Genomic DNA, 26,676 nt, shown 5'->3' on the forward strand with positions numbered 1-26,676 from the left:
ACCTTTGCCGGCAGCTTACTCGACCAGTCCGAGCATGGGGCCATACCCGCCATGCCATGACATGTCGTTGCGCTGCTGCGCCGGCGCGTAGATCCCGGCGCCGTTCCCGCCATCCAGGAACAGCGCGTTGGGGCACGCCAGATGGTCGCGGAAGAGCCGTGCGAAATCGTGGAAGTTGACGTTGCCCTCGCTGATCGCGAAGCGGACGCGACCCTGTTCGCAGACACCGACGCCGCTGCGGCGGGTGCGGTCGGTGGAGCCGGGGATCAGCGCCGGATGCAACGCGCCGCCTATCACGAGCATCGGTCCGGACTGCGTGGCGAAACGGACGCTCGGCCGATCCCGCGTGAACGCGTCCGTCGTCAGGATGCCCGCGCCGGCCGCGCCAAGAAAGAAGACGCCGTTGGGCTTCTTGTAGAAGTTCGGCACGCCGCCGGCCGGCTTGTCGATCGTCGTCGTGTCGGCTGGCCGCAGTTCCTTGCCGTTCTGGACGAAAAGGCCAAGGGGCGAGAAGTCCGTCCGATACATGCCGCCGTTGATCGCGAAGCTCAGCGTCCGACCTTCCGTCTCGACAGCGTCGGCCAGCTTGGCAAAGTTGCGATAGGGCGCGCCCGCGCTGTCCTGCCAGAACAGGCGGAGGTCCGACGCGGCGGGGTCGATCGTGCAGACGATGTAATCCGCGCCTTCAAACCGGTCCTTGGTGCAGGGATCGGACAGCGCCGCCGGGGCGGCGAGAAGCGTCATCGCGAGGGCCAGCCACCCAGCTCGCCAGCTTCGTCGCATCGCCATTGTCTCTCACCGCCCTCGCAACGACCCATCTGCTTCCGCTCTTATAGGGCGGAAAGGGCCGACTGGCTTGCGCCTTGCCCTTTCCCGTTGCCCGAGCTTGCTAGCGAGCCTTGGTCTCGACGTGCTCGCTCACCCAAGTCACGAGGATGTCGGCGATCTTCAGGTTGTTCTTGTCCTGCATGAACATGTGGCTGTTGCCCTTCACGCCGATCGCCGGGAGCGAAATGAAGGTCATGTCGCCGCCTGCGGCCTTGATCTGCTCCATCTCCTTGACGCAAGGCGCCTCGGGATGCTCGCCGAGATAGTCACCGACCATCACCAGGATCGGAACGGTGGCGAGGATCTTCACCTGATCCTCGGTCAGATTGGCGAAGCAGCCCGTTTCGAGCTGGATGATGCCCCTGATGCCGCCCTTCTTCTTCAGAACCGCTTGCGTCGGGAACCCGGCTGACTGTGAATGGCCGACGAGAATGGCACCGCCGAGCTCCTGGGCGAGGCTGGCGACGTTCTCGACGCTCGCATTATTCGTCTCCGGGGAGGTCAACTCGTCGAGCAGGCTCGGCACCTGCGTCTCGAACATGTCCGGGATGATCTGCTTGTAGACCTCGTCGACATGGTCGGTCGGGAACTGCAGGCCGGGCCAGGTCTGACCTAGCTCCGGACCGAAGCGGAAGAGTTTCCAGGCCATGTTCGACGTTCCGAGGAAGACGGGCGGCTGTCGGCTGGGCGGCAGGCTCCCGTTGCGGACCTGGTTGAAGACCGTCCCGTTGAAGCCCGAGCGGGCCCGGCCGGACTGATCGGCCAAGTAGGTCGGGAAGCCCTGGCGGGTGAAGTATTCGTACCAGCCCATGCGCCCATCCGGCGTCGTCTCCCAGGCCTTCGAGGAGAGCAGGCCACCATGCACGAAGACGATCGGCGTATGCGACGGCTCAGGTGGCGTCTGGAACTGGACATACATCTGATCCACCAAGACCTTGCCGGCCTCGAATGACTCGCCGAACAGGTCCTTCATCCCGCTCCAACCGGCTGTCTTCGTCTCCACGGTTCTGCCGCCGACGAAGAAGCTTCCCTGGCTCTGAAGAACGAGAGGTTCCAGAGACGGCTTGAGATCGGAGAGCGCCTGCCCGCTCGCGCCTGCCGACGCGGTCATGAGCGTGGTGAGGACGGCGCTTCGCAGCAACGACAGCATATTCATGGTGACCTCTTTCAGTGACCTGCCAATCCGTTTCGGTGGAAGGCGCGGCGCCAGCGGTGCGCCATTGCACCTCCTCGGCTGATCGGCAACCTTTGAATCTGCGTGAAGCGGCAGTAAACTGGCGAGAGGCGCACAAGGATCGTGACGAAACGCACCATGGATCATTGGGATGAGATCCGCATGTTTCTGGCTGTCGCAGAAGGCGGCACTGTGCGTGCGGCCGCAGACATGCTCGCCGTCAATCACGCGACGATTATCCGCGGCATTGGACGCCTGGAAGAGAAGCTCAGCACCAAGCTCTTCGACAAGCTGCCATCCGGCTACAAGCTGACGGACGCCGGGGCCGACATCGTTGAACTGGCCGGGCAGATGTCGTCGGCGTCCGCTCAGATCGAGGCGAAAATCTTCGGGCGTGACCAGAGCATCTCAGGACCGTTGCGGCTCACGCTGCCGGTCTCCTTTGCGACCGATCTGTTGATGCCGACCCTGGCCGATTTCAGCGCCGCCTATCCCAATATCGCGCTGGAGATCATCGGTTCGGGATCGGTGGTCAATCTGAGCAACCGGGAAGCGGATGTCGCCCTGCGGGTCGTCATCGGCAATGGTGCGCCGCCCGACAATCTCTATGGTACGCGGCTCGGCGGATTTCATACCGGCTATTACGTGCGGCGTGATCTGCTGGAAGTCCGCTCGAAGCCTGTGGCCTGGCTGCTGGGCGCCAATGAGGCGGTGCCGTCGGATTGGCAGCCGGCAGGCGGGATCACGACCACGGCGACACCGATCCGATTTGCGGAGATGCGGTCCCAGTACGAGGCCGCCCGTGCGGGGATGGGGATCAGCATCCTGCCGTGCTTCCTGGGCGATGCCGATCCACTTCTGGCCCGCGTCCCCGGCGGCCCTGTCGCACGCGCCGGCGACATCTGGCTGCTGACCCATGCTGACACGCGGCGAACGAAGCGCGTGCGGCTCCTCTGCGATCAGATCCACGCCGCGATGCGCGGTTTTGCACCGCGGCTAGCCGGGCAAGTCGACGGTGGCGGTGCCGAGCTTGCGTGATGGCAGCGGTTCAGACGCCGCCATCGCCGGAGCGGCCCTAGTCGCCGGGCAGGCGCTCGAGAAGCTCGGCCGTCGTCAGCGTGCGGCAATAGCCGGAGAAGGCCTTGAGCGCCGCCTCGTGCCGCTCGGCCGTGTGGGTGGCGCAGGCGTCCGAGACGCAGACGGGATAGAAGCCCCGGTCGGCCGCGTCGCGCACCGTATGATCGACGCACTGGTCGGTGAGGAAGCCGGTGATGACCAGCGTATCGATCCCGATATTGCGCAGCACGTATTCGATATTGGTGGAGTTGAAGACGCCGGATGACGTCTTCGGGATGACGATCTCGTCCTCGCCGGGGGCCAGCGCGTCGAAGACCTTGGCGTCCCAGGAGCCTTTGGCGATGAAGAAGTTGGAGAGCTTGTAGTCGAGGCTGCGGTCGCGCCCGTCGCGGGTGAGGTTCTCCATCACCGTGTACATCACCTCGGCGCCGGCGTGGCGGAAGCCGGCGACCAGCGCCTGAAGGTTCGGCAGGACCGTGCTGCGCACCGTCTCGTCGAACCAGGGCAGGCGGGCCGCCACATCCGGGTTCCAGACGACGTTCTGCGTGTCGATGAGGAGGAGGCAGGTGCGCTTGGGCTCGAACGGGCGCTCGCGCGTCAGGCCCGCATCTTCAGGACGTTGCATGGATGTCTCCTCATCACACCATGATGTCGCCGCCGTTCGGATGGAACGTCGCGCCGACATAGAAGGCAGCGTCCTCACAGGCGAGGAGGAGCGCGGTCGGCGCCACTTCCTCGACCCGTCCCTGGCGGCCGATCACCAGCTGCGATTCCTTGTTGCTCACCCATTCCGGCGGCAGCTTCATGTCGGTGTCGAGGGGGCCGGGGCAGATCGCGTTGACGGCGATGTTGTGCCGCGTCACCTCATAGGCGAGCGAACGGGTGAAGCCGACGACGCCGGCCTTGGCGGCGGCATAGTGGGTCATGCCTTCGCCGCCCTTGTAGGCGAGCTGGCTGGCAATGTTGACGATGCGCCCGTAGCCGCGCGCCTTCAGGCCCGGCAGCACCGCACGCGTGCACAGGAAGACGCTTTTCAGGTCGATGCGGATCATCTCGTCGAACGTCTCGGTCGGCATTGTCTCCAGGAGCGAGACGGTGACGATGCCGGCGTTGTTGACGAGGATGTCGAGGGGCCCGAGTTCGGCCTCGACGCGCGCGAAGGCGGCGACGACTTGAGCTTCGTCGCCGACGTCGACGGTGACGGCGAGGCTGCGCCGCCCGAGTTCACGGATCCGCGCCGCGACGATCTCGGCGCCTTCGCCATTGCGGTCGAGGACGGCGACGTCGGCACACTCGGCGGCGTAGAGCAGGGCAATGGCGCGTCCGAGGCCCGTCGCGGCACCCGTGACGGCGGCGATCCGCCCGTTCAGCTTACCCATGGGTCTTTCCTCAATAAACGGCGGCATAGCGGTTGCAGAGCTCTTCCGGGCTCCACTCGCGGGTGAGGTCCAGCTCGGCCCGCTTGTTGGCGAGATACGCCTCCGTCAGCGCCGGCGTCAGGAAGCTGCCGGCGGCGGTATCTGCTTCCAGCGCCGCGAGTGCCTCGTCGGCGCTCGATGGCAGCCGACGGATGCCCCGGGCATTGCGCTCGGCCTCGTCCAGGGTCTCCGGATCGACGCCGCTCGTCGGCTGCGGCGTCGCAAGTCCATCGCGCAGGCCGCTCAGCCCGGCCTGGATGATCGTCGCGAGCTGCAGATACGGGTTGGCGGTAGCGTCGGCGGCGCGGTACTCGAAGTTGAACTGGCGGGCCGTCTTCTTGTGCGGGCCGAAGACCGGGCAGATGCGGATGCCGGCCTCGCGGTCGTGGTAGCCGAGATTGGACCAGACACCGGTCCAGGTCTTCGGCTTGAGGCGCAGATAGGAGATCGCCGTCGGTGCGGTGAAGGCGCAGAGGGCCGGCATGTGCCGGATGACGCCGGCAAGGAAGCTGCCCGCCTTGTCGCTGACGCCGAACGGGCGCTCCGGGTCGAAGCTGATCGGCTCGCCATCCTCGGTCCAGAGGCTGAAATGGATGTGGACACCGCTGCCGAGCCCGTCCGGCGTGACGCGCGGTGCGAAGGTGACGCGATGGCCGAGCCGGTGTGCCGTGGCGCGGGCGATCTCCTTCAGGATCACGGCCTGGTCGCAGGCGGCCAGGGCTTCGACGGGCGGCAGGGTGACCTCGAACTGGCCGGAGCCGAATTCCGGCAAGTAGGAATCGACTTCCAGTCCCGCTGCGTGCAGCGCGGCCAGGAACGTCTCGCCGAAGGCGCCGTGTCGGCGGATCGCGCCGAGCCCATACATGTCGCCCGGCCGCGTCTCTGCGCCGGAGTAGACGAATTCGTGCTCGAAGGTGGTGCGCAGCACGATGCCGGTCTCCCGGCGCAGATCCTCCACGGCCGTCTTCAGCGCGGTGCGCGGGCAGCAGTCCCAGGGGCTGCCGTCGGTCTGCGTGACGTCGCACAGGAAGAAGCGTTCGGCCGGCGCGCCGTCCTCGAAGTCGACCTCCACCTTGGTCGCGGGATCGGGCATCAGCGTCAGGTCGCCATGGGGTCCCCAGGGCGAGGGCGCGATGGTGCCGAGCGCGGTGAACATCAGATTGGTCGGCGTCCAGCCGATGCCGCTCTTCAGCCGCTTGTCGAGAAGGCGGGTCGGGAAGCCCTTGCCGCGGACCTGTCCGGACAGGTCCGCGTAGCAGAAGAGGGTCAGCGGCTCATGGATCATGGCGGTCAGCTTCCGAGATTGGTGGACTTGCGTACGTCTTCCAGCGCAGCGATCCGGTCGCGGGCCGCCGGTCCAAGCCGCTCGACGACGCCAGCTACCAGGAGCTCGACGATGGCGAGCCCCCCGACACCGCTGTCGAAGGCGGTCGGCAGCACGACGGAGCAGGGGATCACGGTGTCGGCATAGGCCGCGATGGGTGAGTGCCAGAGGTCGGTGATCAGGACGACCTCGGCGCCGAGTGCGCGCGCGCCGCGGGTGAAATCGAGGACATCGCGCTGGTAGCGGCGAAAGTCGAAGACGACGAGGACGTCGCCCGCCCGCATGTCGACGAGATCGTCGGCCCAGGCGGCCGTCATGTCGCGCACGACGCGCACGCCGGGCCGCAGCTCCCGCAGATACTGGAAGAGATAGGTGGCGATCAGCCACGAAAAGCGTCCGCCGAGGCAGAGGACGGAGCGGGCGGGATCGGCCAGCCGGTTGCAGACGGCGCCGAAATCCTGACGCTGCGTTCCGGCCGCGAGCTGCTCCATGTTGAGGCGGAGGGCGTGGGCAACGTCGCGGATGACGTCGCGTCCATCGGAGGTGGGCGGCGGCGCCGGGTAGCGGGCCAGCGGGCTTTGCAGCTGGATCTGCACCTCGGCGCGTAACGCGTCCTGGAATTCGGCGTAGCTGGAAAAGCCGATGCGCCCGATGAAGCGCAGAATCGTCGGTCCGCTGGTCGCCGCGCGCGCCGCAAATCGCGCCACCGTCTCCAGACCCGCCAAGGGGTACTCGGCAAGCAGCGCATGGGCAACGCGGTTCTCCGCCCGCGAGAGGTCCGGCAGGCTCGCGAGCGTGCGCTCCTTGACTGAACCGCCCGCGGCTGCGGAAGGCGTTTTGCCGTCGGCCACGGGCGCTTCGGCGTCCATCACCGAGGCAGCACGCCGGCGCGCTCAGCCGCCATGGGGAACAGGCGCGCGAGGAGCGCGGCCCATTCCCGCTGTCCGGCCGGCTCGCCGATCAGATCCTGGCGGATCTCGATCTCGGCATAGGCAAGGCCGCGACCCTCCGCATGGACCGGCACCGTATAGTCGGTCTGCGAGCTGACCGAGTAGGGCTGGTTGCGGCCGACCGTGAAGGAGGTCTCCTCCTCGAGCACCGCAATCAGCGCGTCGCCGAGACGCCAGTCCCTGTCTGCGAGGACGCCGATCTCCCACGGGCGCGCGAAGCCGTCCGAGCGCAGCATGTCCGTGCAGCTGTGCATGGCGAAGAAGATGGTCGGCCGGCCAGCCGCCGCGCGCCGGTCGAGAAGGCCCTTCAGCGTGGCATGATAGGGTTCGAGGATCTCGTTTTCGCGCGATCGCCGGTCGGCGCCGGAAAGATCGGCATTGGCCGGCACCGGCGTGGTGTCGCTGACGGGCGCGATCGACTGGAGATGGCCGGGCTGCCGGTTGCAGTCGATCACCAGCCGCGAATAGGGCTGGTAGACATAAGGCGCATCGAGGGCCTGCGCGAGCGCCTGCGTCACGCCATGGATGCCGATGTCCCAGCCGATATGGCGCGACAGCTCCGCCTCGGGCAGGCCGAGGTCGCCAAGCCGGCGCGGCACGGCGAGCCCGGCATGGTCGCATGCGAAGACGAAGGGCGACGATCCGCCCTCGTTCTCAAGGCCGAATGGGATCGGATCGCCCGGCTGCAGCAGTGTGGTCATGGCTCTTGTCGCAGTTTGTCCGTGGCAGCGGCCGGCGGGTCAGGCCACGCCGGCCGTCGCTCGGAGGTCAGCCTTTCGGCGTCACGGTGGTTTCGAAGTTCATCTTGCCGCCGCCGACCTTGATGATGGCGACCGGCTTGTTCGGAACGCGCTTGCCCTCCGGGAAGGCGACCGTTCCGGTCACGCCCTCGTAAGCCTTGGTTTCTGCCAGAGCCTTGGAGACGGCGGCCGGCTCGGTCGATCCGGCGCGGGTGATGGCGTCGGCGACGAGACCCATGGCATCGTAGCCGAGCGCGGCAAAGGCGTTCTCCGGCGCCGTGTTGTACTCCGCCTGATAGGCGGCGCGGAATTCCTGCGCCGGTCCGGTCTCGATGCCGGCATAGGCATGCGTGGTGAAGTAGACGTCCTTGGCAAGCGCCTCGCCGGGCACCGACAGGACGAGGTCGGTGTCGAAGCCGTCACCGGCTAGGATCGGCAGCGTGATGCCGGCCTCGCGGATCTGCTTGACGATGATGCCGGCCGTGTCCGGGCCGGAGGAGGCGAAGACGGCGTCGACGCCGGTGGTCGACTGCAGGCGCGAAACCAGTGCGGAGAAGTCCTGATCGGTCGTCATGTAGACGTCCTCCAGCGCCACCTTGCCGCCGAGCTGTGTGAAGCGCTCGGTGAAGTAGCGCGTCAGGCCCGTCGTGTAGTCCATGGCATTGTCGGTCCAGATGGCGACGTTGCGCAGGCCGAGCGTGTTGTAGGCGTATTCGGCCATGGCATGCGCCTGGACGTCGTCACCAAAAGGCACGAGGAACATCTGGTCGCCGACCATGTCCGGCAAGTCGGGCGAGGTCGCGCCGGAGGTGACGAACGGAATGCCCGCCGACTGGAACAGCGGCGCTGCGGCGAGGGCAAAGGTCGAGTCGCTCTGGCCGATGCCGGCGACGAGGCCCTTGATCGCGACGGCGCGCTGCGCCGCCGTCGCGGTCTCGCGCGTGTCGTTCTTGGTGTCGATCGCCGTGATCTCGATCTTGCGGCCGCCGAGGATGCCGCCGGCATCGTTGATCATCTTGGCCTTCAGCTTCATGCCGTTGAAGGACGGCGCATCCAGCGAGGAGAGGCCGCCGCTCGTCAGATTGTAGAGGGCAGCCACATTGATCGGCTCCTTGTCCTGCGCGGCGCCCGGCAGGATGAAGGCGGTCGAGAGAAGGCCTGCGGCGGCGACTGCCGCAAGGCCGGAGATCCAATTGCGCATGCTGCTTCTCCTCTTGGGTTCAGGGGGTGGATTGGGCATGGCGGCGCCGCCTGGCGAAGGCGCCGAAGACATTCGGCTCGGCCGTGCCGAACAGGCCGGACGGGCGGAAGATCAGGACGAGGATGACGCCGACGGCGACGATGATCTGGCTGGCGCCGAAGAGGCCCGCGGCCTCCTCGATCGGCCGCAGCCATTCGGTCGACAGCGTCAGCACGACGGCGGCGATCGCCGCGCCGGCGATGGAGCCGGTGCCGCCGAGCACCACCATGACAATGAGCTGGAAGCCGAGAAGAATGGAGAAGGAACCCGGCGCAATCAGCGTGACGAGATGCGCCCAGAGACCGCCCGCAACGCCGGCGAAGAAGGCGCCGAGGGCGAAGGAGAGGACACGGGTGCGCGCCACCTTCACTCCGAGGCTTGCGGCGGCGAGCTCGTTCTCGCGGATCGCCAGCATGGTGCGGCCAAGCGAGGAGTGCTTTACGCGCCAGCAGGTCAGAAGCGTCAGCACCAGGACGAGATAGACCCACCAGACATTGGTGACCGGCGGCAGGCCGGCGAGACCGAGGGCGCCGCGGGTGATGCCCGGCAGGTTCACGGCGAAGCTCTGGACGATGAAGATGAGGCCGAGGGTGGCCACCGCCAGATAATGTCCGCGCAGGCGGAGCACGGGAATGCCGACGATGACGGCAGCCAGCGCCGCCACGAGACCGCCGGCTGTCAGGGAGGCGGCAAACGGCCATTCATGGGCCGCGAGGATCGAGGGCAGATCGCGCAGCATCGCTGTCTTGCGCGTGGCCGGCATGGTCAGGATGGCCGTGACATAGCCGCCGATCGTCATGAAGGCGGGATGGCCGAGCGAAAACAGACCGGTGAAGCCGTTGGTGATGTTCAGGCTGACGGCGAGGATGACGTTGATGCCGACGAACTGGAGGATCGTCAGGCTGTAGGGATCGAGCGACAGGGTCGCGGCGTAGAGCAGCGCCGCACCGATGCCGACGGGGAGCGCGAAACGCAGGAGGAACGCGGCTGGGGCGCTCATGCGCGCGTCTCCGTCGACTTGCCGATGAGCCCGTTCGGCATGACCAGCAGCACCAGGATCAGCGCCGCGAAGACGAAGGCGTTACGGAAGGCGGAGAATTCCGACGGCAGCAGGCCGACGAAGAGCACCTCCGCAAGGCCGAGCACGAAGCCGCCGAGGACGGCGCCGGAGATCGAGCCGACACCCCCGATCACTGCTGCGACAAAGGCTTTAAGGCCCGGTACCGTACCCATCAGCGGGCTGATCTGCCCGTATTTGGCGCCCCACATGAGGCCGGCGACCGCCGCGAGCGCGCTGCCGATGGCAAAGGCAAGCGCGATCATCCGGTCGATGTTGATGCCCATCAGGCGGGCCACGCCGTAATTCTCGGCGGTGGCCCGCATCGCCATTCCGGTGCGGGTGAAGCGCACGAAGCCGACAAGCGCTGCCGTCAGGACGAGCGCCAGCACGATAATGGCGATGTCGACGACGCGCACCGAAATCGATCCGAGCGGCACGAGCGCGCCGAGCCATGCCGGGATGGCGAAGGTGCGCGGCTGTGCCGTGATGGTCATGACGGCCAGGTTTTCGAGGATGATCGCCACCGCCAGCGAGGCGATGAAGCCCGTGACCTGCGGTGCGCCGCGCATCGGGCGGAAGGCGGCTCGTTCGACGAGGAGCCCGACAAGCGCGCCGGCCAGGAGCACGACCAGCACGGCGAGGGGAAAGGGCAGGGCAGCGATCGCGATGCTGCCCAGCGCCGCAAAGGCGCCGACGGCAAAGATGTCGCCATGGGCGAAGTTGATGAGACGCACGATGCCGTAGATCATCGAGAAGCCGATGGCGATCAGCGCATACATGGCGCCGAGCACGAGGCCGTTGACGATCTGCGACAGGAGATAGGCGCCGGTCATCGAGCAGCTCCGGTCATTCAGGCGGCTCCGAGATAGGCGCGGCGCACGCTCGGATCTTCGGCGAGATCGCGGCCTGTGCCCTGGAGGACGATGGAGCCGGCTTCGAGCACGTAGGCGCGGTCGGCGATGTCGAGCGCCATGGCGGCGTTCTGCTCGACCAGGAGCACGGTCACCCCCTCGTCGCGGATGCGCTCGAGAATATCGAAAATCTGCTCCACGAGGCGCGGCGCAAGCCCGAGCGAGGGCTCGTCGAGGAGGAGGAGTTTCGGGCGGCTCATCAGCGCGCGGCCGATCGCGAGCATCATCTGCTCGCCACCCGACAGCCGATCGCCGGGAACGCCGGCGCGCTCCTTCAGGATGGGGAAGAGCCGGTGGATATCGGCGACGTCGCTGGCAATGCCCTCGCGGTCGCGCCGCAGGAATGCGCCAATGGCCAGATTCTCGGCCACCGACAGGTTCGCGAAGATCTGCCGTCCCTCGGGGCAGTGCGAAACGCCGGCGGCGACGATCGCCTCGGCCTTCATCGCCGACAGCTCGACGGGCGCCGCATCCGGTTCAGCGGCGAAGCGAACCGTGCCAGAGCGCGGACGCAGAAGCCCGGAGATGGTCGCGAGCGTCGTCGTCTTGCCGGCGCCGTTGGCTCCGATCAGTGCGACGATCTCGCCGCGCCGCACTTCGAGGCTCGCGCCGCGCAGGGCGTGCGTGCCGCCGCGCCGGACGTGGATGTCGTCAACCCACAGCATGGACATCCTCCGGCCCCCGCTGCCGACCGCCCTTGCGGCCATGGCCGAGATAAGCCTCGACGACCCGCTGATCGGCGCGAATCTCGGCCGGCGTACCCTGTGCCAGCATATTGCCCTGGTTGATCACGACGAGCCGCTGACAGATGCCCATCACCATCTTCATGTCGTGCTCGACGAGAAGGATGGTGATGCCAAGCTCGCGGTGGAGCCGCGCGATCGTGGCGCCGAGATCGGCGGTCTCATAGGGGTTCATGCCGGCGGTTGGCTCATCCAGCAGCAGGAGGCGCGGATCGCTGGCGAGCGCACGGGCAAACTCGACCTTGCGCTGGTCGCCGTAAGGCAGGCCACCGACGCGCTCTGCCGCCCGCCCGCTCAGGCCCAGAATGTCGAGAACCGCCATGGCGCGCTGCCGGATTTCGGCCTCGGCGCGCGCGGCGGCCCGTAGCCCCAGCACAGTCGCGAGGAAGCCCGGCCCCCGCTTGCGGTGCAGGCCGACCATGACGTTGTCGACCACAGGAAGGTCGTTGAAAAGGCGGATGTTCTGGAAGGTGCGCGCCATGCCGAGCGCGGCATTCGTCTCCGGGGCGTTGCCGGTGACGTCGGCGCCGCCGAAGGTAATGCGCCCTTCGCTCGGTTTCAGGATGCCGGTGACGATGTTGAAGGCGGTGGTCTTGCCTGAACCATTCGGGCCGATCAGGCCAACCAGATCGCCCTCGTTCAACGCGAAGTCGATACCGTTCAGCGCCCGCACGCCGCCGAAATTCTTGGCGAGCCGTTCAACCTTCAGGAGCGGAGCGGGCGAAATCTGCATCGACCTCGTAGCCGAAAGCCGCGCTCGGGCGGCATTGATTTTTCATCTGTTAGATCGCTACCATGCAGATACCATTTGTTACAAGGGCGCAAATGCCTTAAAAACGCACCTGCTCACGGATTGAGCGTTTGCAGGTCGAGGGGGGTCGTGCAATGACGCAGTCATGGAGCCGTGAGGTTCCGCTGGAGCCGCACCAGTCTGCGTTGCTCTTCATCGACGTCCAGAACTACGCAGTTCATCGCGATGGCGCCGAGTTCAAGGAAGGCGGCGGCTCGTCGTCGGAGCGCTTTCGCTACTATCTCGAACGGTTGGAAAGCCTCGCCCTGCCGAACATGACGCGGCTTCAGGCGGGTTTCCGGAGAGCCGGGATCGAGGTGCTCTACACCGTCATCGAGAACCTGACAGCCGATGGGCGCGACCGGAGCCTCGACTACAAGATCTCCGGCATCGACGTGCCGAAAGGCTCCTGGGACGGCCAAGTGCATGCGGCGATCGAGCCAGGCCCCGACGAGATCGTCATTCGCAAGACCTCGTCCTCCGTCTTCATCTCAACGAATATCGACTATGTCCTGCGCAATCTGGGCGTGCGGCAGCTGGTGATGTGCGGCGTCGTGTCGGACCAGTGCGTCGAATCGGCCGTGCGCGATGCCTGCGATCTCGGCTACCTCGTGACGCTCGTGCCCGATGCCTGCGCGACCTACTCGCCCGAGCGGCAGGAGGCGAGCGTGAAGGCGATCGCCGGCTATTGCCGCCAGCGCGACACCGACGCGCTGCTGGCGGAACTGGCTGATATCGGCCGATGAGCGACCAGCCGTCCCGTCCGCTCGGCCGCGTGCTTCTGACCGGCGCGCGCGGCTTCCTCGGCACCGCGGTGCGCGAACGCTTGCAGAGCGAGGGCGTCGATTTCGTCGCCGCTGACATCGGCGGAGGCGCGGCGGGAGACGCCGTCGTGCCGTGCGACCTGATGCGGCCCGAAGAGATCGCAGCTCTCTTTGTCGGCGCGCCCTTCGACACGGTGCTGCATTGCGGCGCTGTGTCGGGTCCGATGGTTCTCGCCGACCGCCCCGCGGACATCTGGCGCATCAATGCGCAAGCCACGGCAGAACTCCTCGAGGCCGCGCGGCAAAGCGGCGCCGGCCGTGTCGTGGTCTGCTCCTCCGTGGAGATCTATGGCGCGCGCCGCCGCGGCGTCCTGAACGAGGATTCGCCACCTGACCCGCCGGGCGTCTATGGGGCGAGCAAGCTGGGGGCTGAGGCGGCCGTGCTCGGCTATGCCCACGGGCAAGGCCTCGACACGCTGGCGATCCGCCTTGGCTGGATCTACGGCCCCGGACGAACGACGCCGACGATGCTCGATGCGCTGCTGCGGGCGGCAGTGGAGGGGCAGGCCTTCGAGATCACCGGCCATCCGGCCGATTCGACGCATTATCTTTACCTGGACGATGCGGTGTCCGGCCTTCTGGCCGCCGCATGTGCAGCCGCGCCGACGTCCCGCATCTTCAACATCGTCGGGCCGGAAGGCCAGACCCTCGGTGACGTGGTCGACGCCGTTCGGCGGCTGCGTCCGGAGAGCCGGATCGCCTTTGCCAATGCGGAGCGCTCGGCGGAGGGGCCGGACGGATACGCGTCGCGCCGCGCCGCCGAGGAGCTTCGTTTCCGGGCCAGTGTCAGCCTGGATGACGGGCTAGCTCGTACGATGCGAGCCCTTGCACCGCCTGCGACAACCTCTGATGGCTGATCTGCGTCGCCCGTCGACGCTGATCAGCGGGAGGCGCCGAAGTGCGCTCGGCTCATGCCGAGTCCCGCATCACCAGGCGGGCCGGGAGACGCAACTCCTCGCCTGAATGAGTTGTCGGATCCTGCAGGAGAGCCAGTAGAAGCTCGGTGCTGCGCTCGGCGATTGCCACCGTGTCCTGCGCCGCCGTGGTCAGCGGAGGGCATGCGTAGCGGCTCAGCGGATGATCGTCATGGCCGGCGATCCTGAGATCGCTGTCGCTGCCCCGGCCTACCCTCAGGCGATGTTGATAGGCAGCGGCCATGGCGCCGAAGGCCATCCGGTCATTGGCGCAGAGAAGGCAGCGGGTCTGCAGGCCGGGACCCTGGAGGAGGCGCTGTACCGTCCGGAAGCCGAGCTCTTCGAAGTTCCAGGTGGTCTCGTCGGCGCCGATAAGGATCGGCGCCAGCCCGAAGCGCTCCAGCGCCTCGACATAGGCGGCCTTCCGCTCCGCGGCATTGCCATTGACTGCCGGCATTTCGAGGAAGGCGGGGTGTTCTCCCGTTCGGCAGAGATATTCGGCGACGAGCGTCATGCTCTGCCTGTTGTCGGTGCCGACGAAGGGGGCACTGCCGTCGAGCCGCGAGTCGAAGAAGACCATCGGAATATCGCCGCGAAGGCTTTCCAGCGCTTCCGCGTCCGTCTGCGAGCCGAGCGGCGCCACCAGTGCCCCCGCAACCTTCAGCGACATGAGGGTCTCGACCGCGCGCGCCTCCAGATCCGCTGCGCCGTGCGAGGAGATGACGATCGGCCAGAAACCGGCCGCTACGCAGCGCAATTCCATCTGCCGCACGAGCTCGGCATAGAAGGGATCGGTGATGTGCGGCACGATGATGCCGATGGCGCGCGTCTGCTTCCGGTTGAGGTTGCGAGCAAAGAGGTTCGGACGATAGTCGAACCTCTTCAGCGCCGCCTCGATGCGGTGACGCGTCGTCTCCCGCACGCTGGCCGGATCGTCGAAATATTTGGAGAGGGTCGGACGGGAGATGCCGCTCGCTTGCGCGAACTCCTCCATGCTTCGGAACCGCTCGCGGCTCATCGATCGATCCGCCGCTGTGTCATCAACCGCATCGTACCTTGTTCGCCACTCCGCCTCGCGAAGCCGTAGCTGCTCACGCGAGCGTAAACCTGCCGAGCACCAGCCACAATGTTTACGCGCGTAAATTTCAGAATTGACGCGCTTTGGGTTCAGGGCCTACGTCTAAGGCTGAATAGGGTACGAGGCCCAGCAGGAACGCCGCCGTCGCTCTCAGCGCGGCTGCTTCAACGGAGAAGCAGCCGATGCGATTGAAAGCAGGCGATGAAGAATTGCGTCAGCATCCCGGCCGATGAAGGCATCCATGCGCAAGATTGTCACTGCCGGCGAGATCCTCGTGGAGATCATGGCGGCCGAGATCGACCAGAGCTTCATGACGCCCGGACCGCTGATCGGGCCGTTCCCCTCCGGCGCACCGGCGATCTTCATCGATCAGGCGGGCCGCCTCGGACAGCCGGCCGCTATCATCTCCAGCGTCGGCGCCGATGACTTCGGCCGGCTGAATATCCTGCGGCTGCAGGAGAGCGGTGTCGACACGTCCGCTATCGCCATCCACGAGGGTGCCGCCACGGGCAGCGCCTTCGTGCGCTACGGCCGCGACGGCGACCGGAACTTCGTCTTCAACATCCAGAACAGCGCCTGCGGTCTGATCAGGCTCGATCCGGCCGCCCGTGCGCTGATCGCCACGGCCGACCACTTCCACGTGACTGGCTCCTCGCTCTTTTCCGAACGGGTGATCGATATCGTCAAGTCCGGCATCGATGCCGTCAAGGCGAGGGGCGGCACGGTGTCCTTCGATCCCAATATCCGCAAGGAGATCCTGGACACGCCCGGCATGCGCGAAGCGCTCGACTTCGTGCTGGCCCGCGCCGACATCTTTCTGCCGAGTGGCGACGAGCTCTTCCTCTTTGCGCAGGCGCTGGACGAAGCGGGCGCCGCGGCGGAGATCCTTGCACGCGGCGTGGCCGCCGTGGTGGTGAAGAAGGGTGCCGCGGGCGCCGTCTGCTATGAGGCGCGGGGCGCGGTCGATGCACCGGCCTTCCCTGTCGAGGAAGTCGACCCGACCGGCGCCGGCGACTGCTTCAGCGCCGGCTTCGTCAGCTTCTGGCTGCGCGGCGAAGGCATCGAGCGCGCCCTCCGGCTGGCCAATGCCTGCGGCGCGCTGGCGGTGACGAAAAAGGGGCCGATGGCTGGCACGCCGACGCTCGTCGAAGTCGAGACCTTCATGGAGAGCCGAGCATGACCACTGCCACCGACCGCCTTCGCCAACTGCCGTCGCTCCACGCGAATGGGCAGCGCGCCGGCATCACCTCCGTCTGTTCGGCCCATCCGCTGGTCATCGAGGCCGCACTCCTGCACGGCATCGCTCGCGATGCCGATGTCCTCGTCGAGGCGACCTGCAACCAGGTGAACCAGGATGGCGGCTATACCGGCATGACGCCGATCGACTTCCGCCGCTTCGTGGAAGCCATTGCCGGCCGGGTGGCCTTCCCGCTGGAGCGGCTGATTCTTGGCGGCGACCATCTTGGACCCAATCCCTGGAAGGACCGACCCGCCGACGAGGCGATGGCGAAGGCCGAGGTGATGATCGCTGCCTATGCCGCGGCAGGCTTCACCAAGATCCATCTCGACACGAGCATGGGGTGCGCCGGCGAACCGGTCGCTCTGGATGACCGCACCACCGCGGAGCGAGCCGCGCGGCTGGCAGCGGTCTGCGAGGCTCATGTGGAGGGAACGAAGCCCGTCTATGTGATCGGCACGGAGGTGCCGGTTCCCGGCGGCGCGCTGGAGGAGCTCGATCATCTTGAGCTGACGACGCCCGAGGCGGCGCTGGCCACAATTGACGTGCATCGGTCGGCCTTTTCCGCTCGGGGGCTCGATGATGCCTTCTCCCGCGCCATCGCCGCGGTGGTGCAGCCGGGCGTCGAATTCGGCAATGCCGACGTCGTGGTCTATCGACCGGTGGCGGCGCAGGCGCTGTGGGCGGCATTGGCTGAGATGCCCGGCTTCGTATTCGAAGCCCATTCCACGGACTATCAGCCGCGCGAGGCTTTGAAGGCGCTGGTGGATGACGGCTTCTCGATCCTGAAGGTCGGGCCGGGTCTGACCTTCGCGCTGCGTGAGGCGCTTTACGGGCTCGACGCCATTGCGGCGATTCTCGTGCCCGACGGCCGTCGCCGACGTCTTCCCGATGCGATGGAAGCGGTGATGCTCGCTTCGCCGGGCAGCTGGCAGAAGTACTATCCCGGCGCGCCCGAGCAGCAGGCGATCGAGCGGCATTATTCGTTCAGCGATCGCATCCGCTACTACTGGCCCGAGCCGGGGGCTGCGCGGGCGGTGGACGAGCTCATGGCGGCGCTGGGAAGCCGCGCCATTCCGCAGACTCTGGTGAGCCAGTATCTCGGGCGCCTCTATGACAAGGTGGCCTCCGGACGGGTGGAGCCCACTGCGCGATCGCTGCTGATCGCCAGTGTCGCCAACGTCCTCGACGACTACGCCTACGCCACTGACCAGGGCTGATCCCGGCCTCGAACCGGTCCGCCATCAAAGAGCCAGTGTGCGGCAGGCGTCGCCACTGGCTTTTTGCTGTCCGGCTCCTGCCGAGGTGCCCCGACACCTGAGGCCCAAGCTCAGAAGGATCAAATCCGATCAGATTATTGATTGACTCTGATCGAGATGCACGGAATCCTGATCGCAGTTGAGGGAGCGCTTGAGCGGGAATGAAGGACGACCGGTTCTCGGCCATACGTCAGCTGCTTTATTCCGCGGGAAGCAGCTCGATCCAGGAGATCGCCGACGCGGTCGGTGCGTCTCCGGCCACGATCCGGCGCGACCTGCAGATCCTGGAAACCCGTGGTGCGATCACGCGGACCCGCGGCGGCGCCCGTATCGCCGACGATGCCGGCATCGAGGTCGCATTCCAGACCCGCGAGCAGCAGAATCTCTCCGCCAAGCGGGCGATCGCCGAAGCGGCCTTCGGCACGCTGGCACCGCATAGCGCGATCTTCCTCGACGCGGGAACGACGGTCCTGCAACTCGCCCGCTGCATTCGCCTCAATCCGATGCCGCTGTCGGTCTTCACCAACTGCATCGTTTCGGCTCAAGTCCTGATGGACGTGCCGGATGTGAAGGTGACGCTGCTCGGCGGGCTGCTGCGCAGCGAGAACGCCTCCATGGTGGGCGCGCTCGCCGAGACGATGCTCGAGCGCCTGTGGTTCGACCGGCTGTTCCTCGGTGCCGGCGCGCTCGCCGACGACTGCTGCATCTACAGCCTCGATGAATCCGAAGCCCGTCTCAACGAGAAGATGATCGCGCACGCCACCGGCACGATGCTGCTGATCGACTCCTCCAAGTTCGGCCGCCGGCTGACCTACCGCGTCGCCGCCGTCACCCCGAAGATCGAGATCGTCACGGATGACGGGCTCGCGTCCGACTGGCTTCGCCGGCTGGCCGAAGCCGATCTCACACCGCTGATCGTGGCGCCGTCGGTCGAACGGGAGGCGAGCCGTTGACGCTCCTGCTCGGCGTGGACAGCGGCGGAACCAAGACTCTCGCCGCCCTGGCGAGCCGCGACGGCGAGGTCGTCCAGCTGATCGAGGCGCCGAGCCTCGATCCCTCCGGCGGCGCCGACTGGCAGCTCGCCCTGCGCGACCTTCTCGGCGGACTGGCGGAGCTGCCCCAGGTTTCGGCCGCTGCGTTCGGTTTGCCCTTTCATGGCGAGATCGACGCCTATTCGGCCGAGCAGCTTCGCGTGGCGCGATCGCTGATGCCGATCGAGCCGGTGGTCGACAACGACGTTCGCATCGCCTTCGACGGTGCCTTTGCCGGGGGCGCGGGCGCGCTGATCCTGGCGGGTACGGGATCGATGGCCTGGGCGAGTCTTGCCGGCCCCTCCGATCCGCACATTCGCGTCGGCGGCTGGGGCGACGTCTTCGGCGACGAGGGCAGCGCCTTCTGGGTCGGGCGCGAAACCCTCTCTGCGATCTCGCGCGAGCTGGACGGGCGTTCGCAACAGACTGCTTTTTCCGATGCCGTCCTGCAGCGTCTGGGGCTCCGCGCGAACGAGCTGATCGCCTGGTGTTACGGACGCGAACAGCGCCGGCGCGACATCGCCTGGCTCGCCATCATCGTTTCACAGCTGGCGGATGACGGCCTGGAAGCGGCCCGACGCCTCCTGCAGCGGGCCGGCGACGAACTGGCCGACACGCTGCTGACCGCATGGCGGCGCGCCGCAGGGGACGCGCCGCTGCGCTGGAGCTTCGCAGGCGGCCTCACGGACAGCGCCATCGTCATGCAGCGCATCGAAGAACGTGCGGGTTGCGAGCCGCTGCCACGGCGGCTTCCTCCCGTCGGCGGCGCCTTATGCAGGGCCGCTATCCAAGCCGGATGGGACGTATCCCCGCAGTGGGTGGAGCGCGTGAACGCCTCCCTCCGGAGGTTCCCGGCACTCACCCCGATGACACAACAGGAGGCAAGAGCATGAAAAGGCGTACCTTTCTCTCGATTCTAGCGGCCGCACAGGCCGCATTCATGCTCCCGTCGCTGTCGGGAGCAAGTGCAGCCGAGACGCTGACCGTCCTGCTGCCGCCCTGGGGCACCATCCCCAAGGAGATGACGGACCGGTTCACCACGGACACCGGCATCACGCTCAACATCCAGACCATGGGCTGGGACGAGATCCGCACCAAGATCGTCACGTCCATGGTCGCACAGACGCCGCCGGCGCAGGCGACCGAGGTCGACTGGTCCTGGGTCGGCCAGTTTGGCGCCGCCGGCTGGTACGAGCCGCTGGATGGCAAGATCGCCGCCGAGACTGTTGCCGACATCCCGACGGCCGAGATCTTCAAATACGAGGGCAAGCTGCTGGCGCTGCCCTACAACAACGATTTCCGCATCCTGATCTACAACAAGGCGCATCTCGAGAAGGCGGGCATCAAGGAGCCGCCGAAGACGCCGCAGGATCTGATGGACGCCGCCAAGGCGATCAAGGCGGCCGGTGTCGCCCAGTATCCCATCGGCCTGCCGCTGTCGGCGACTGAAGGTACGGCGACGGCCTTCTACCTCCTGACCATGGCATTTGGCGGAGACCTGTTCGACAAGGACTTCAATCCGCTGTTCACCGACAAGGACTCCGGCGGCTACAAGGCGCTGCAGTTCGAGGCCGAAGCGCTGAAGGCCGGACTGATCGACCCCGCTGCGACGGGCCTCAAGGACGTCGAGGTGCAGCAGCTGTTCAAGAGCGGCAGCATCTCCTTCGACGTCGCCGGCTGGGCCGGCAACCTCGCGGTCTACAGCGATGCCGGGAAGTCGCAGGTCGCCAAGGACGTGGCGGCCGCCCTCATGCCCTCGACCACCGGCAAGTCGCGCACCTTCGGCCTGCCCGAGGCAGTCGGCATTCCGGCGCCGGCCGAGAACCACGAGGCGGCGGCCAAGTTCATCGAGTGGATCGCCAAGCCGGAGAATGAGATCGCGATCTACAATTCGCTCGGCGATCTGCCGCCGCGCGTCAGCGTCCTCGAACAGCTGAACAAGGAGGGCAAGCTGTTTGCGGGCGATGCTCTGCTGGCGCAGGCGAAGACTGTCGAGCCGCTGTTCAAGCAGGGCACGCCCGCCTGGTATCCGGAGTTCTCGAGCGCCGTGGCGAGCACCATCAACCAGGTGGCCAAGGGGCAGCTCTCGGTAGACGACGCGGTCGCGCAGCTCGCCGAGCGCGCCAAAGAAGCGCAGAGCCGCTAAGGGAGACGGCCGCATCATGGCGCAGACACGTTCCGTCGTGCGGCCGGCTTTCATCCGGGGCGAGGCCCTGCTGGGCTTGGCCTTCGTACTCCCGATCGTCGTGATCATGGGAAGCCTAGTCTTCCTGCCTCTGGTCACGACGGTCCTCGACAGCTTTTACCGCATTGATCCCATGCGGGCCGGCCAGCCCTTCATCGGGGTCAAGAACTATGTGGATCTGGCGGGCGATCAAAATGTCCGCATCTCCTGGGGCAATACGCTCGCCTATGTCGTCATGGCGGTGGTGCTGGAGACGCTTGGCGGCCTCGGCGCAGCGCTTCTTCTCAATAAGGTCCAGCGCGGCCGCCAATGGCTGCTTGCCGCAATGGTGGTGCCCTGGTGCCTGCCGCCAGTGGTCAACGCCATCGTCTGGCTGTGGATCTACAATCCGAGCTACGGCCTTCTGAACAACGTGCTGATGTCGCTCGGCCTCCTCGATGCGCCGAAGGTCTGGTTCAACGATCGCGGCACCGGGCTCTTCCTGATCACGCTGGTGCATGTCTGGCGCATGATGCCGCTCACCGGGATCATCCTGCTGGCGGCGCTGCAGAGCGTGCCGCGGGAGCTCTACGAAGCGGCCAAGCTCGACGGTGCAGGATCGGTGAAGGCGTTCCGGCTGGTCACGCTGCCGCTGATCTCCGGCGGCCTTGCCATCGCCATGAGCCAGTCGACCGTCTTCGCCTTCAATCTCTTCGACGAAGCCTGGATCATGGGCGGCTCCAGCCTCGATAGCCGTTCGATCATTGTGCAGGTCTATCTCTCGGCCTTTCAGAACCTGCGCTTCTCCTACGGCATGGCGCTGTCGCTGCTGGCCATGCTCGCCTCGCTGATCGTCTCGATGATCTACGTCCTGCGCGTCTATCGCGAGACGAGGATGGACTGATGGGAACTCGTGCTCGCAACAGCCTGCTGCCGACCTTCGGCAAGGCGCTCGCCGTCGTCCTTCTGCTCGTCTGGTCGCTCGGCCCGATCTACTGGGCGCTCGCCACCAGCTTCACGACGCCCGCCGACCTCGTGTCCAAGGTGCCGCATTTCTTTCCGCCTGAGGTCACCACGGAGCACTATGCGCGTCTTTTCGGGGGCTCCAGCGTCTCGCAGGGCAACACCGTCCAGTCGGTGTGGCCGGAATTCTCGGCGGCTCTCCTCAACAGCCTGCTCACGTCGCTGGCGGCCACCATCCTGACCGTCGCCGTCGCGGCATTTGGCGCCTATGCCTTCGTGCGCCTGCGCTTTCCCGGCCGCGACATCCTGTTCATCCTGGTCGTCGCGACCATGGCGATCCCCGCCTATACCGTGATGATCCCGCTATACCGGCTGATGATCTCCCTCGGCATGATCGACACCTATGTCGGCATCACGCTGATCTATGTCTCGGCCTTCCTGCCGCTGGCGCTCTGGCTGATGCGCACGGTCTACCAGACGCTGCCGATCTCGCTGGAGGAGGCGGCCTGGCTCGACGGCGCAGGGCGGATCTACACGCTTGTGCGCATCGTCCTGCCGCTGGCCGCCCCCGGCCTGATCGCCGCGGCGATCCTGACCTTCCTCAACGCATGGGGCCAGTTCATCGTGCCCCTGGTGTTCTCGCCCACGCTGGCGACCAAGCCGCTCACCGTCCTCATCCCGGAATTCGTCACCCGCAACTACGTCGATTACGGGCTGATGAACGCCGCCGGCATACTGGCGATCATCCCGCCGGTTCTCCTGGTGATCTTCCTCAACCGCTACCTCGTCAGCGGGCTGATGGCCGGCGCCCAGAAGTAAAATCCCTATCCAAGCAGGAGTCAGGTGATGAACATCACCCAGCGCGTCATCTACGAGCAGTTCCCGTTCTGGCGTGCCGCCATGGGGCTGGAGCTGCCCGCACTGTCGGACAAGACGATCGTCTTCGTCGGCTGCGGCACATCCTACTATCTCGCCCAGACGCTGGCGGCGGCGTTCAACCTCGCTGGCCGGACAGCCCTTGCCGTCGCCGGATCCGAATGGGGACAGCACCGGCGCGCCTATGTCGGCGATCGGGGCGATCTCTGCGTCGTCGGCCTGTCCCGCAGCGGCGAATCCACCGAGACGGTGGAGGCCGTGCGGATCAGCGCGGCGGCCGGCATGGAGACGCTGGCGATCACCTGCGCCGCCGGCACGGCCATCACCCGCGTCGCCGCCCGCAGCATCGTCGCCGAAACCCATGTGGACGAGGGGATCGTGATGACCTGCTCGGCGAGCCTGATGCTGCTCGTCGGGCTGCGGATGGCGGGCGTCCACATCGCCGACGCCACCGTCGATGCGGCCGAGGCGGCCCTCTTCACGATGGAAGAGAAGGGGCGGGACATCATCGCGGGCCGGACGCACTTCGTCTATCTTGGGGCCGGCCCCTTCTTCGGCCTTGCTGCCGAGGGCGCGCTGAAGCTGCAGGAGATGAGCCTCAGCTACTCGCAGTTCTTTCATCCGCTGGAATACCGCCACGGGCCGATCAGCCTCATCGACCGATCGAGCCTCGTCACCCTGCTCTACGACCCGGAAACGCAGGATGGCGAGGAGCGGGTCGCCCATGACGTTCAGGCAAAGGGCGCCGCGGTGATCGGCTTCGGCGGTGCCGGCGACCTCTCCATTGCGGTGGAGGAGAAGAGCCTGGCCCGCATGCTCGTGATGCTGCCGGCGCTGCAGATCCTCGGCGAGCAGGTCGCCCAGTCCAAGCAGCTCGACACCACCCGGCCGCGGCATCTGACCAAGGTCGTCACGCTCGGCTGAGGCGCCGGCGTCAAGAAGAAGGGAAGGTGCGGCTATGGCGACTCTGACGCTCGATCGCTTGCGCAAGAGCTACGGACCGATCGAGGTCATCCACGGTCTCGACCTAACGATCAACGACGGTGAGTTCATCTCGCTGATCGGCGCTTCCGGATGTGGGAAGTCGACGCTTCTCAGGATCATCGCCGGGCTTGAGGACATCACGGACGGTGAGATTTCGCTGAATGGCCGCGTCATCAACGATGTGGCGCCCAAGGACCGGGACATCGCCATGGTGTTCCAGAACTACGCCCTCTATCCGCATCTGACAGTGCGCGACAACATGGGCTTCAGCCTGCGGCTGCGCGACGTGCCGAAGGCCGAGATCGAGCCGGCGATCCGCCAGGTGGCGGCGCTGCTCGGCCTCGAGAACCATCTCGACCGCTATCCCCGGCAGCTGTCCGGCGGCCAACGCCAGCGGGTCGCGATGGGGCGGGCCATTGTCCGCAAGCCGCAGGTCTTCCTGTTCGACGAGCCGCTGTCCAACCTCGATGCCAAGCTGCGCGTGCAGATGCGCAGCGAGATCCGCTCGCTGCAGAAGCGGCTTGGCACCACATCGATCTACGTCACGCACGACCAGATCGAGGCAATGACGATGTCGGATCGCATCGTTGTCTTGAACGGCGGACGGATCGAGCAGGTCGGTGCACCGCTGGACCTCTATGATCGGCCGGCGAACCTCTTCGTCGCGACCTTCATCGGCTCGCCCGCGATGAACCTCTTCGACGCCAAGCTCGACCGGAGCGGATCGGCCCCGCAGCTGCGCCTCGGCGAACTGGCACTGGCCGTGGATGCCCCGGCTGCTCTGCCGAATGGCGCCGACATCGTGCTCGGCATCCGCCCCGAACATATCGCGATCACGCAGGCCGGCGCGCCGGGTGCGCTGCCCGTCCGCGTCGAAGCGATCGAGCCGACCGGCGCCGAGCTGCAGATCTATGGACGCTTCGGTGCAACGCCGGTGACCGCCACCCTGCGCGACCGCCCGATGCTGCGGGAGGGTGACACGATCGGACTGACTTTCGCGCCGGCAGCAGCGCATCTGTTCGACAAGTCTACGGGCCGACGGATCTAGAGCATTCGTCGCCTCCGGCCGCCGTCGACGCCGCCGGATGCCAGGACTACGTCAGGGCCTTCCCGCTGTCCGCGTCGAACCAGCGGAGCGACGCGGGGTCCATAGCGAAGGGAAGGGTCGCTCCCGGCTCGACCGCTGCATCCGGATCGAGGTTCGCGATGAAGGGCTGCGAGCCCACCTGGCCGACGGCGAGGATCTCGGCGCCTGTCAGCTCGACCACGTCGACCGTCATCGTGAGTTGCGCGGCTCCGGCCGTGGACGACAGCCCGACGCGCTCGGGCCTGATGCCCACGGTCAATGCCGTTCCCGGCCGGAGGCTATCCCGAAGCGCCGGCGGCAGCGGCAGGCGGCCCGATCCGTCCAGCGGCGCCCAGCTCAGGCTGTCGTCGGTGATCGAACCCTTCAGGACGTTCATCGGCGGCGAGCCCATGAAGCCCGCCACATAGAGATTGGCTGGGCGGTCGTAGATCTCGCGCGGCGTTCCGATCTGCTCGATCCGCCCGTCGCGCATCACCGCGATTCGGGTGGCGAGGGTCATCGCCTCCACCTGATCGTGGGTGACGTAGACGACCGTCGCCTTCAGCGCATGATGCAGGCGCTTCAGCTCCGTGCGCGTTTCAAGCCGAAGCTTGGCGTCGAGATTCGACAGCGGCTCGTCGAACAGGAAGACTTTCGGATCACGCACCAGAGCGCGACCGATGGCGACTCGCTGGCGCTGGCCGCCCGAGAGCTCCGAGGGACGCCGCTCGAGCAGCGGCTCGATCTGCAGGATTTCCGCCGCGCGCCGGACCGCTGCCGCGCGCTCGGCCGCCGGGACCTTTCGCATCTCCAGGCCGAAGCCGATGTTCCGCGCAACCGTCAGGTTCGGATAGAGCGCGTAAGACTGGAAGACCATGGCGATGTCGCGGTTCTTCGGGTGGACGCCGCGCATGGAACGCCCGGCGATCCGCACGTCGCCATCGGTCGGCTCGATCAGCCCGGCGATAATGTTGAGGAGGGTCGATTTTCCGCAGCCTGAGGCGCCGAGAAGCACGAGGAACTCTCCCGCCTCCAGCGAGAGATCGATCCCCTTCAGTGTCTCCATCGCACCATAACGCTTGGTGATGCCGGACAGCTCGAGCGTGTTCAACGGTCGTCTCCCAGGTCGTAGACACGCGGCAGCGTCGACACCGCACGCGAGGCGAGGCGTGTGCCGAGAACAAGCGCTTCCGTCAGACCGCGCCTTTCGGCAATGGCGAGAAGGAAACCGGCATTGAAAACGTCGCCGGCGCCGATCGTGTCGACGACCTCGACCGCCGGAGCGGGTGCTTGGTGTACCTCGCCGCCGGCCCCGAGCGCCCGCGCGCCGTCAGGCCCGAGCTTGGTGACGACGATGCCACCCTCGGCCATACGGGCGCGCAGGGCGACGCCTGCTTCGTCGCGATCCGAAATGCCGCTGAGACTGGCGGCCTCGATCTCGTTGAGCAGGAGAAAGCGGCAGCGTGGCAGCCAGGACAGCGCTTGCGCGCGTACGGCATCCGTCCAGCCCATAAGAGGCCAGCCGGTATCGAGCGCGACGTCGACGCCCTTGGCATCGGCCCAGTCGAAGAGCCGGGGATAGTCCTCGGTCAGGTGCCCCGTCAGGAAGGACCCGCAGATGAGCAGGATGCCGCCGGAGAGATCGACCGCCTCCAGCATCCGCTTGGCACTGGCGAAAGAAAAATCCGGCAGATGGCCGCGGCTGGTAAAGAAGGTGCGCTCGCCGCTGGGATGGGTGATGCCGACCGAAACGGTGGTCGCGGCGTCCTCGACGATCCAGCGTCGGGAACGATCGCCGAAGCCCTCGATCAGCCAGCGGCCGAAAGCGTCGGACCCGACCGTTGCGAAGATCTCGTGCGGCACGCCGAGCGCTGCCCAGGCGAGCGCCGTATTACCCGCAGCTCCGCCGATGCGCAGCTCATCGTGCTCCACGACGATCTCGGTCCCCGGCGCCGGCCAAGGTTCGGCAGGCCCCATGATCAGGTCGACATTGACATTGCCGATGACGGCGAGGCGGCGCATGGC

General features: G+C 66.7%; 27 protein-coding genes. 12 read left to right on the forward strand and 15 right to left on the reverse strand.

Annotated features, from left to right (window positions below):
* Window positions 1-15: 15 nt before the first annotated feature.
* Together C0R46_RS00850 and C0R46_RS00855 are read right to left on the reverse strand one after the other, a co-directional pair.
* Entirely contained in the window at window positions 16-744 is a 729-nt protein-coding gene (locus tag C0R46_RS00850; protein ID WP_245413363.1) for a phosphodiester glycosidase family protein, read from the reverse strand.
* Between the two features lie 145 nt (window positions 745-889).
* On the reverse strand, window positions 890-1,984 hold the full coding sequence (locus C0R46_RS00855; protein WP_102957696.1) for an alpha/beta hydrolase family protein: 1,095 nt from the start codon (window positions 1,982-1,984) through the stop codon (window positions 890-892).
* Between the two features lie 156 nt (window positions 1,985-2,140).
* On the opposite strand from C0R46_RS00855, the gene C0R46_RS00860 reads away from it, so the two are divergent.
* A complete protein-coding gene (locus C0R46_RS00860; RefSeq protein WP_102957697.1) occupies window positions 2,141-3,040 on the forward strand; it encodes a LysR family transcriptional regulator in 900 nt (299 codons plus the stop codon).
* Between the two features lie 37 nt (window positions 3,041-3,077).
* Here C0R46_RS00860 and C0R46_RS00865 read toward each other — a convergent pair whose 3' ends face one another.
* The 10 genes from C0R46_RS00865 to C0R46_RS00910 all read right to left on the reverse strand — a co-directional run bounded on the left by C0R46_RS00865 (window position 3,078) and on the right by C0R46_RS00910 (window position 12,198).
* Window positions 3,078-3,704: a cysteine hydrolase family protein gene (locus C0R46_RS00865; protein ID WP_102957698.1), complete on the reverse strand. Its 627-nt coding sequence runs from the start codon at window positions 3,702-3,704 to the stop codon at window positions 3,078-3,080.
* A 13-nt stretch (window positions 3,705-3,717) separates the two neighbouring features.
* Complete coding sequence (locus C0R46_RS00870) at window positions 3,718-4,458, reverse strand: SDR family NAD(P)-dependent oxidoreductase (protein WP_102957699.1); 741 nt, start codon at window positions 4,456-4,458, stop codon at window positions 3,718-3,720.
* 10 nt (window positions 4,459-4,468) lie between these two features.
* The gene (locus tag C0R46_RS00875) at window positions 4,469-5,782 is read right to left on the reverse strand and encodes a glutamine synthetase family protein (RefSeq protein ID WP_102957700.1); all 1,314 of its coding nucleotides are present in this window, start codon (window positions 5,780-5,782) and stop codon (window positions 4,469-4,471) included.
* Between the two features lie 5 nt (window positions 5,783-5,787).
* Window positions 5,788-6,672: a MurR/RpiR family transcriptional regulator gene (locus C0R46_RS00880; protein ID WP_157944511.1), complete on the reverse strand. Its 885-nt coding sequence runs from the start codon at window positions 6,670-6,672 to the stop codon at window positions 5,788-5,790.
* Window positions 6,673-6,689: 17 nt separating this feature from the next.
* Entirely contained in the window at window positions 6,690-7,472 is a 783-nt protein-coding gene (locus C0R46_RS00885) for an N-formylglutamate amidohydrolase (RefSeq protein WP_102957702.1), read from the reverse strand.
* 67 nt (window positions 7,473-7,539) lie between these two features.
* Window positions 7,540-8,712 carry an ABC transporter substrate-binding protein gene (locus C0R46_RS00890; protein WP_157944512.1) on the reverse strand — a complete coding sequence of 391 codons (1,173 nt, stop codon included), beginning with the start codon at window positions 8,710-8,712 and terminating at the stop codon, window positions 7,540-7,542.
* A 19-nt stretch (window positions 8,713-8,731) separates the two neighbouring features.
* Complete coding sequence (locus C0R46_RS00895; RefSeq protein ID WP_102957704.1) at window positions 8,732-9,751, reverse strand: branched-chain amino acid ABC transporter permease; 1,020 nt, start codon at window positions 9,749-9,751, stop codon at window positions 8,732-8,734.
* On the reverse strand, window positions 9,748-10,644 hold the full coding sequence (locus C0R46_RS00900) for a branched-chain amino acid ABC transporter permease (RefSeq protein WP_102957705.1): 897 nt from the start codon (window positions 10,642-10,644) through the stop codon (window positions 9,748-9,750). The genes C0R46_RS00895 and C0R46_RS00900 overlap by 4 nt, the downstream gene beginning before the upstream one ends.
* Before the next feature lie 17 nt (window positions 10,645-10,661).
* Window positions 10,662-11,387 (reverse strand): ABC transporter ATP-binding protein, encoded by a 726-nt coding sequence (locus C0R46_RS00905; RefSeq protein ID WP_102957706.1) that lies wholly within the window; start codon window positions 11,385-11,387, stop codon window positions 10,662-10,664.
* Entirely contained in the window at window positions 11,374-12,198 is an 825-nt protein-coding gene (locus C0R46_RS00910) for an ABC transporter ATP-binding protein (RefSeq protein ID WP_102957707.1), read from the reverse strand. Before C0R46_RS00910 ends, C0R46_RS00905 begins: the two co-directional genes overlap by 14 nt.
* A gap of 152 nt (window positions 12,199-12,350) precedes the next feature.
* Between C0R46_RS00910 and C0R46_RS00915 the strand changes: the two genes are divergently transcribed.
* Window positions 12,351-13,001, forward strand: coding sequence for a cysteine hydrolase family protein (locus C0R46_RS00915; RefSeq protein ID WP_102957708.1), 651 nt, complete (start codon window positions 12,351-12,353; stop codon window positions 12,999-13,001).
* Window positions 12,998-13,936, forward strand: coding sequence for an NAD-dependent epimerase/dehydratase family protein (locus C0R46_RS00920; RefSeq protein ID WP_102957709.1), 939 nt, complete (start codon window positions 12,998-13,000; stop codon window positions 13,934-13,936). The genes C0R46_RS00915 and C0R46_RS00920 overlap by 4 nt, the downstream gene beginning before the upstream one ends.
* Window positions 13,937-13,988: 52 nt before the next feature.
* On the opposite strand, the gene C0R46_RS00925 is transcribed toward C0R46_RS00920, so the two are convergent.
* Entirely contained in the window at window positions 13,989-15,011 is a 1,023-nt protein-coding gene (locus C0R46_RS00925; RefSeq protein WP_102957710.1) for a LacI family DNA-binding transcriptional regulator, read from the reverse strand.
* A 301-nt stretch (window positions 15,012-15,312) separates the two neighbouring features.
* Here C0R46_RS00925 and C0R46_RS00930 point away from each other — a divergent pair, with 301 nt between their 5' ends.
* The 9 genes from C0R46_RS00930 (at window position 15,313) to C0R46_RS00970 (ending at window position 24,633) form a co-directional block, all read left to right on the forward strand.
* Entirely contained in the window at window positions 15,313-16,251 is a 939-nt protein-coding gene (locus C0R46_RS00930; RefSeq protein ID WP_102958543.1) for a sugar kinase, read from the forward strand.
* Window positions 16,248-17,528, forward strand: coding sequence for a D-tagatose-bisphosphate aldolase, class II, non-catalytic subunit (locus C0R46_RS00935; protein ID WP_102957711.1), 1,281 nt, complete (start codon window positions 16,248-16,250; stop codon window positions 17,526-17,528). Before C0R46_RS00930 ends, C0R46_RS00935 begins: the two co-directional genes overlap by 4 nt.
* 200 nt (window positions 17,529-17,728) lie before the next feature.
* Window positions 17,729-18,520 carry a DeoR/GlpR family DNA-binding transcription regulator gene (locus C0R46_RS00940; protein WP_102957712.1) on the forward strand — a complete coding sequence of 264 codons (792 nt, stop codon included), beginning with the start codon at window positions 17,729-17,731 and terminating at the stop codon, window positions 18,518-18,520.
* A complete protein-coding gene (locus tag C0R46_RS00945) occupies window positions 18,517-19,491 on the forward strand; it encodes an N-acetylglucosamine kinase (RefSeq protein WP_157944513.1) in 975 nt (324 codons plus the stop codon). The genes C0R46_RS00940 and C0R46_RS00945 overlap by 4 nt, the downstream gene beginning before the upstream one ends.
* On the forward strand, window positions 19,488-20,744 hold the full coding sequence (locus tag C0R46_RS00950) for an ABC transporter substrate-binding protein (RefSeq protein WP_102957714.1): 1,257 nt from the start codon (window positions 19,488-19,490) through the stop codon (window positions 20,742-20,744). Before C0R46_RS00945 ends, C0R46_RS00950 begins: the two co-directional genes overlap by 4 nt.
* Window positions 20,745-20,760: 16 nt before the next feature.
* A complete protein-coding gene (locus C0R46_RS00955; RefSeq protein WP_102957715.1) occupies window positions 20,761-21,666 on the forward strand; it encodes a carbohydrate ABC transporter permease in 906 nt (301 codons plus the stop codon).
* On the forward strand, window positions 21,666-22,544 hold the full coding sequence (locus C0R46_RS00960) for a carbohydrate ABC transporter permease (RefSeq protein ID WP_102957716.1): 879 nt from the start codon (window positions 21,666-21,668) through the stop codon (window positions 22,542-22,544). The genes C0R46_RS00955 and C0R46_RS00960 overlap by 1 nt, the downstream gene beginning before the upstream one ends.
* A 27-nt stretch (window positions 22,545-22,571) precedes the next feature.
* A complete protein-coding gene (locus C0R46_RS00965) occupies window positions 22,572-23,525 on the forward strand; it encodes an SIS domain-containing protein (protein WP_102957717.1) in 954 nt (317 codons plus the stop codon).
* A gap of 34 nt (window positions 23,526-23,559) precedes the next feature.
* On the forward strand, window positions 23,560-24,633 hold the full coding sequence (locus C0R46_RS00970) for an ABC transporter ATP-binding protein (protein WP_102957718.1): 1,074 nt from the start codon (window positions 23,560-23,562) through the stop codon (window positions 24,631-24,633).
* Between the two features lie 46 nt (window positions 24,634-24,679).
* Here C0R46_RS00970 and C0R46_RS00975 read toward each other — a convergent pair whose 3' ends face one another.
* Together C0R46_RS00975 and C0R46_RS00980 are read right to left on the reverse strand one after the other, a co-directional pair.
* Window positions 24,680-25,762: an ABC transporter ATP-binding protein gene (locus C0R46_RS00975; RefSeq protein WP_102957719.1), complete on the reverse strand. Its 1,083-nt coding sequence runs from the start codon at window positions 25,760-25,762 to the stop codon at window positions 24,680-24,682.
* Window positions 25,759-26,673 carry a carbohydrate kinase family protein gene (locus C0R46_RS00980; protein ID WP_102957720.1) on the reverse strand — a complete coding sequence of 305 codons (915 nt, stop codon included), beginning with the start codon at window positions 26,671-26,673 and terminating at the stop codon, window positions 25,759-25,761. Before C0R46_RS00980 ends, C0R46_RS00975 begins: the two co-directional genes overlap by 4 nt.
* Between the last annotated feature and the right edge of the window lie 3 nt (window positions 26,674-26,676).

The organism is Mangrovicella endophytica (genome assembly GCF_002893625.1).
Taxonomy (GTDB): domain Bacteria; phylum Pseudomonadota; class Alphaproteobacteria; order Rhizobiales; family Rhizobiaceae; genus Mangrovicella; species Mangrovicella endophytica.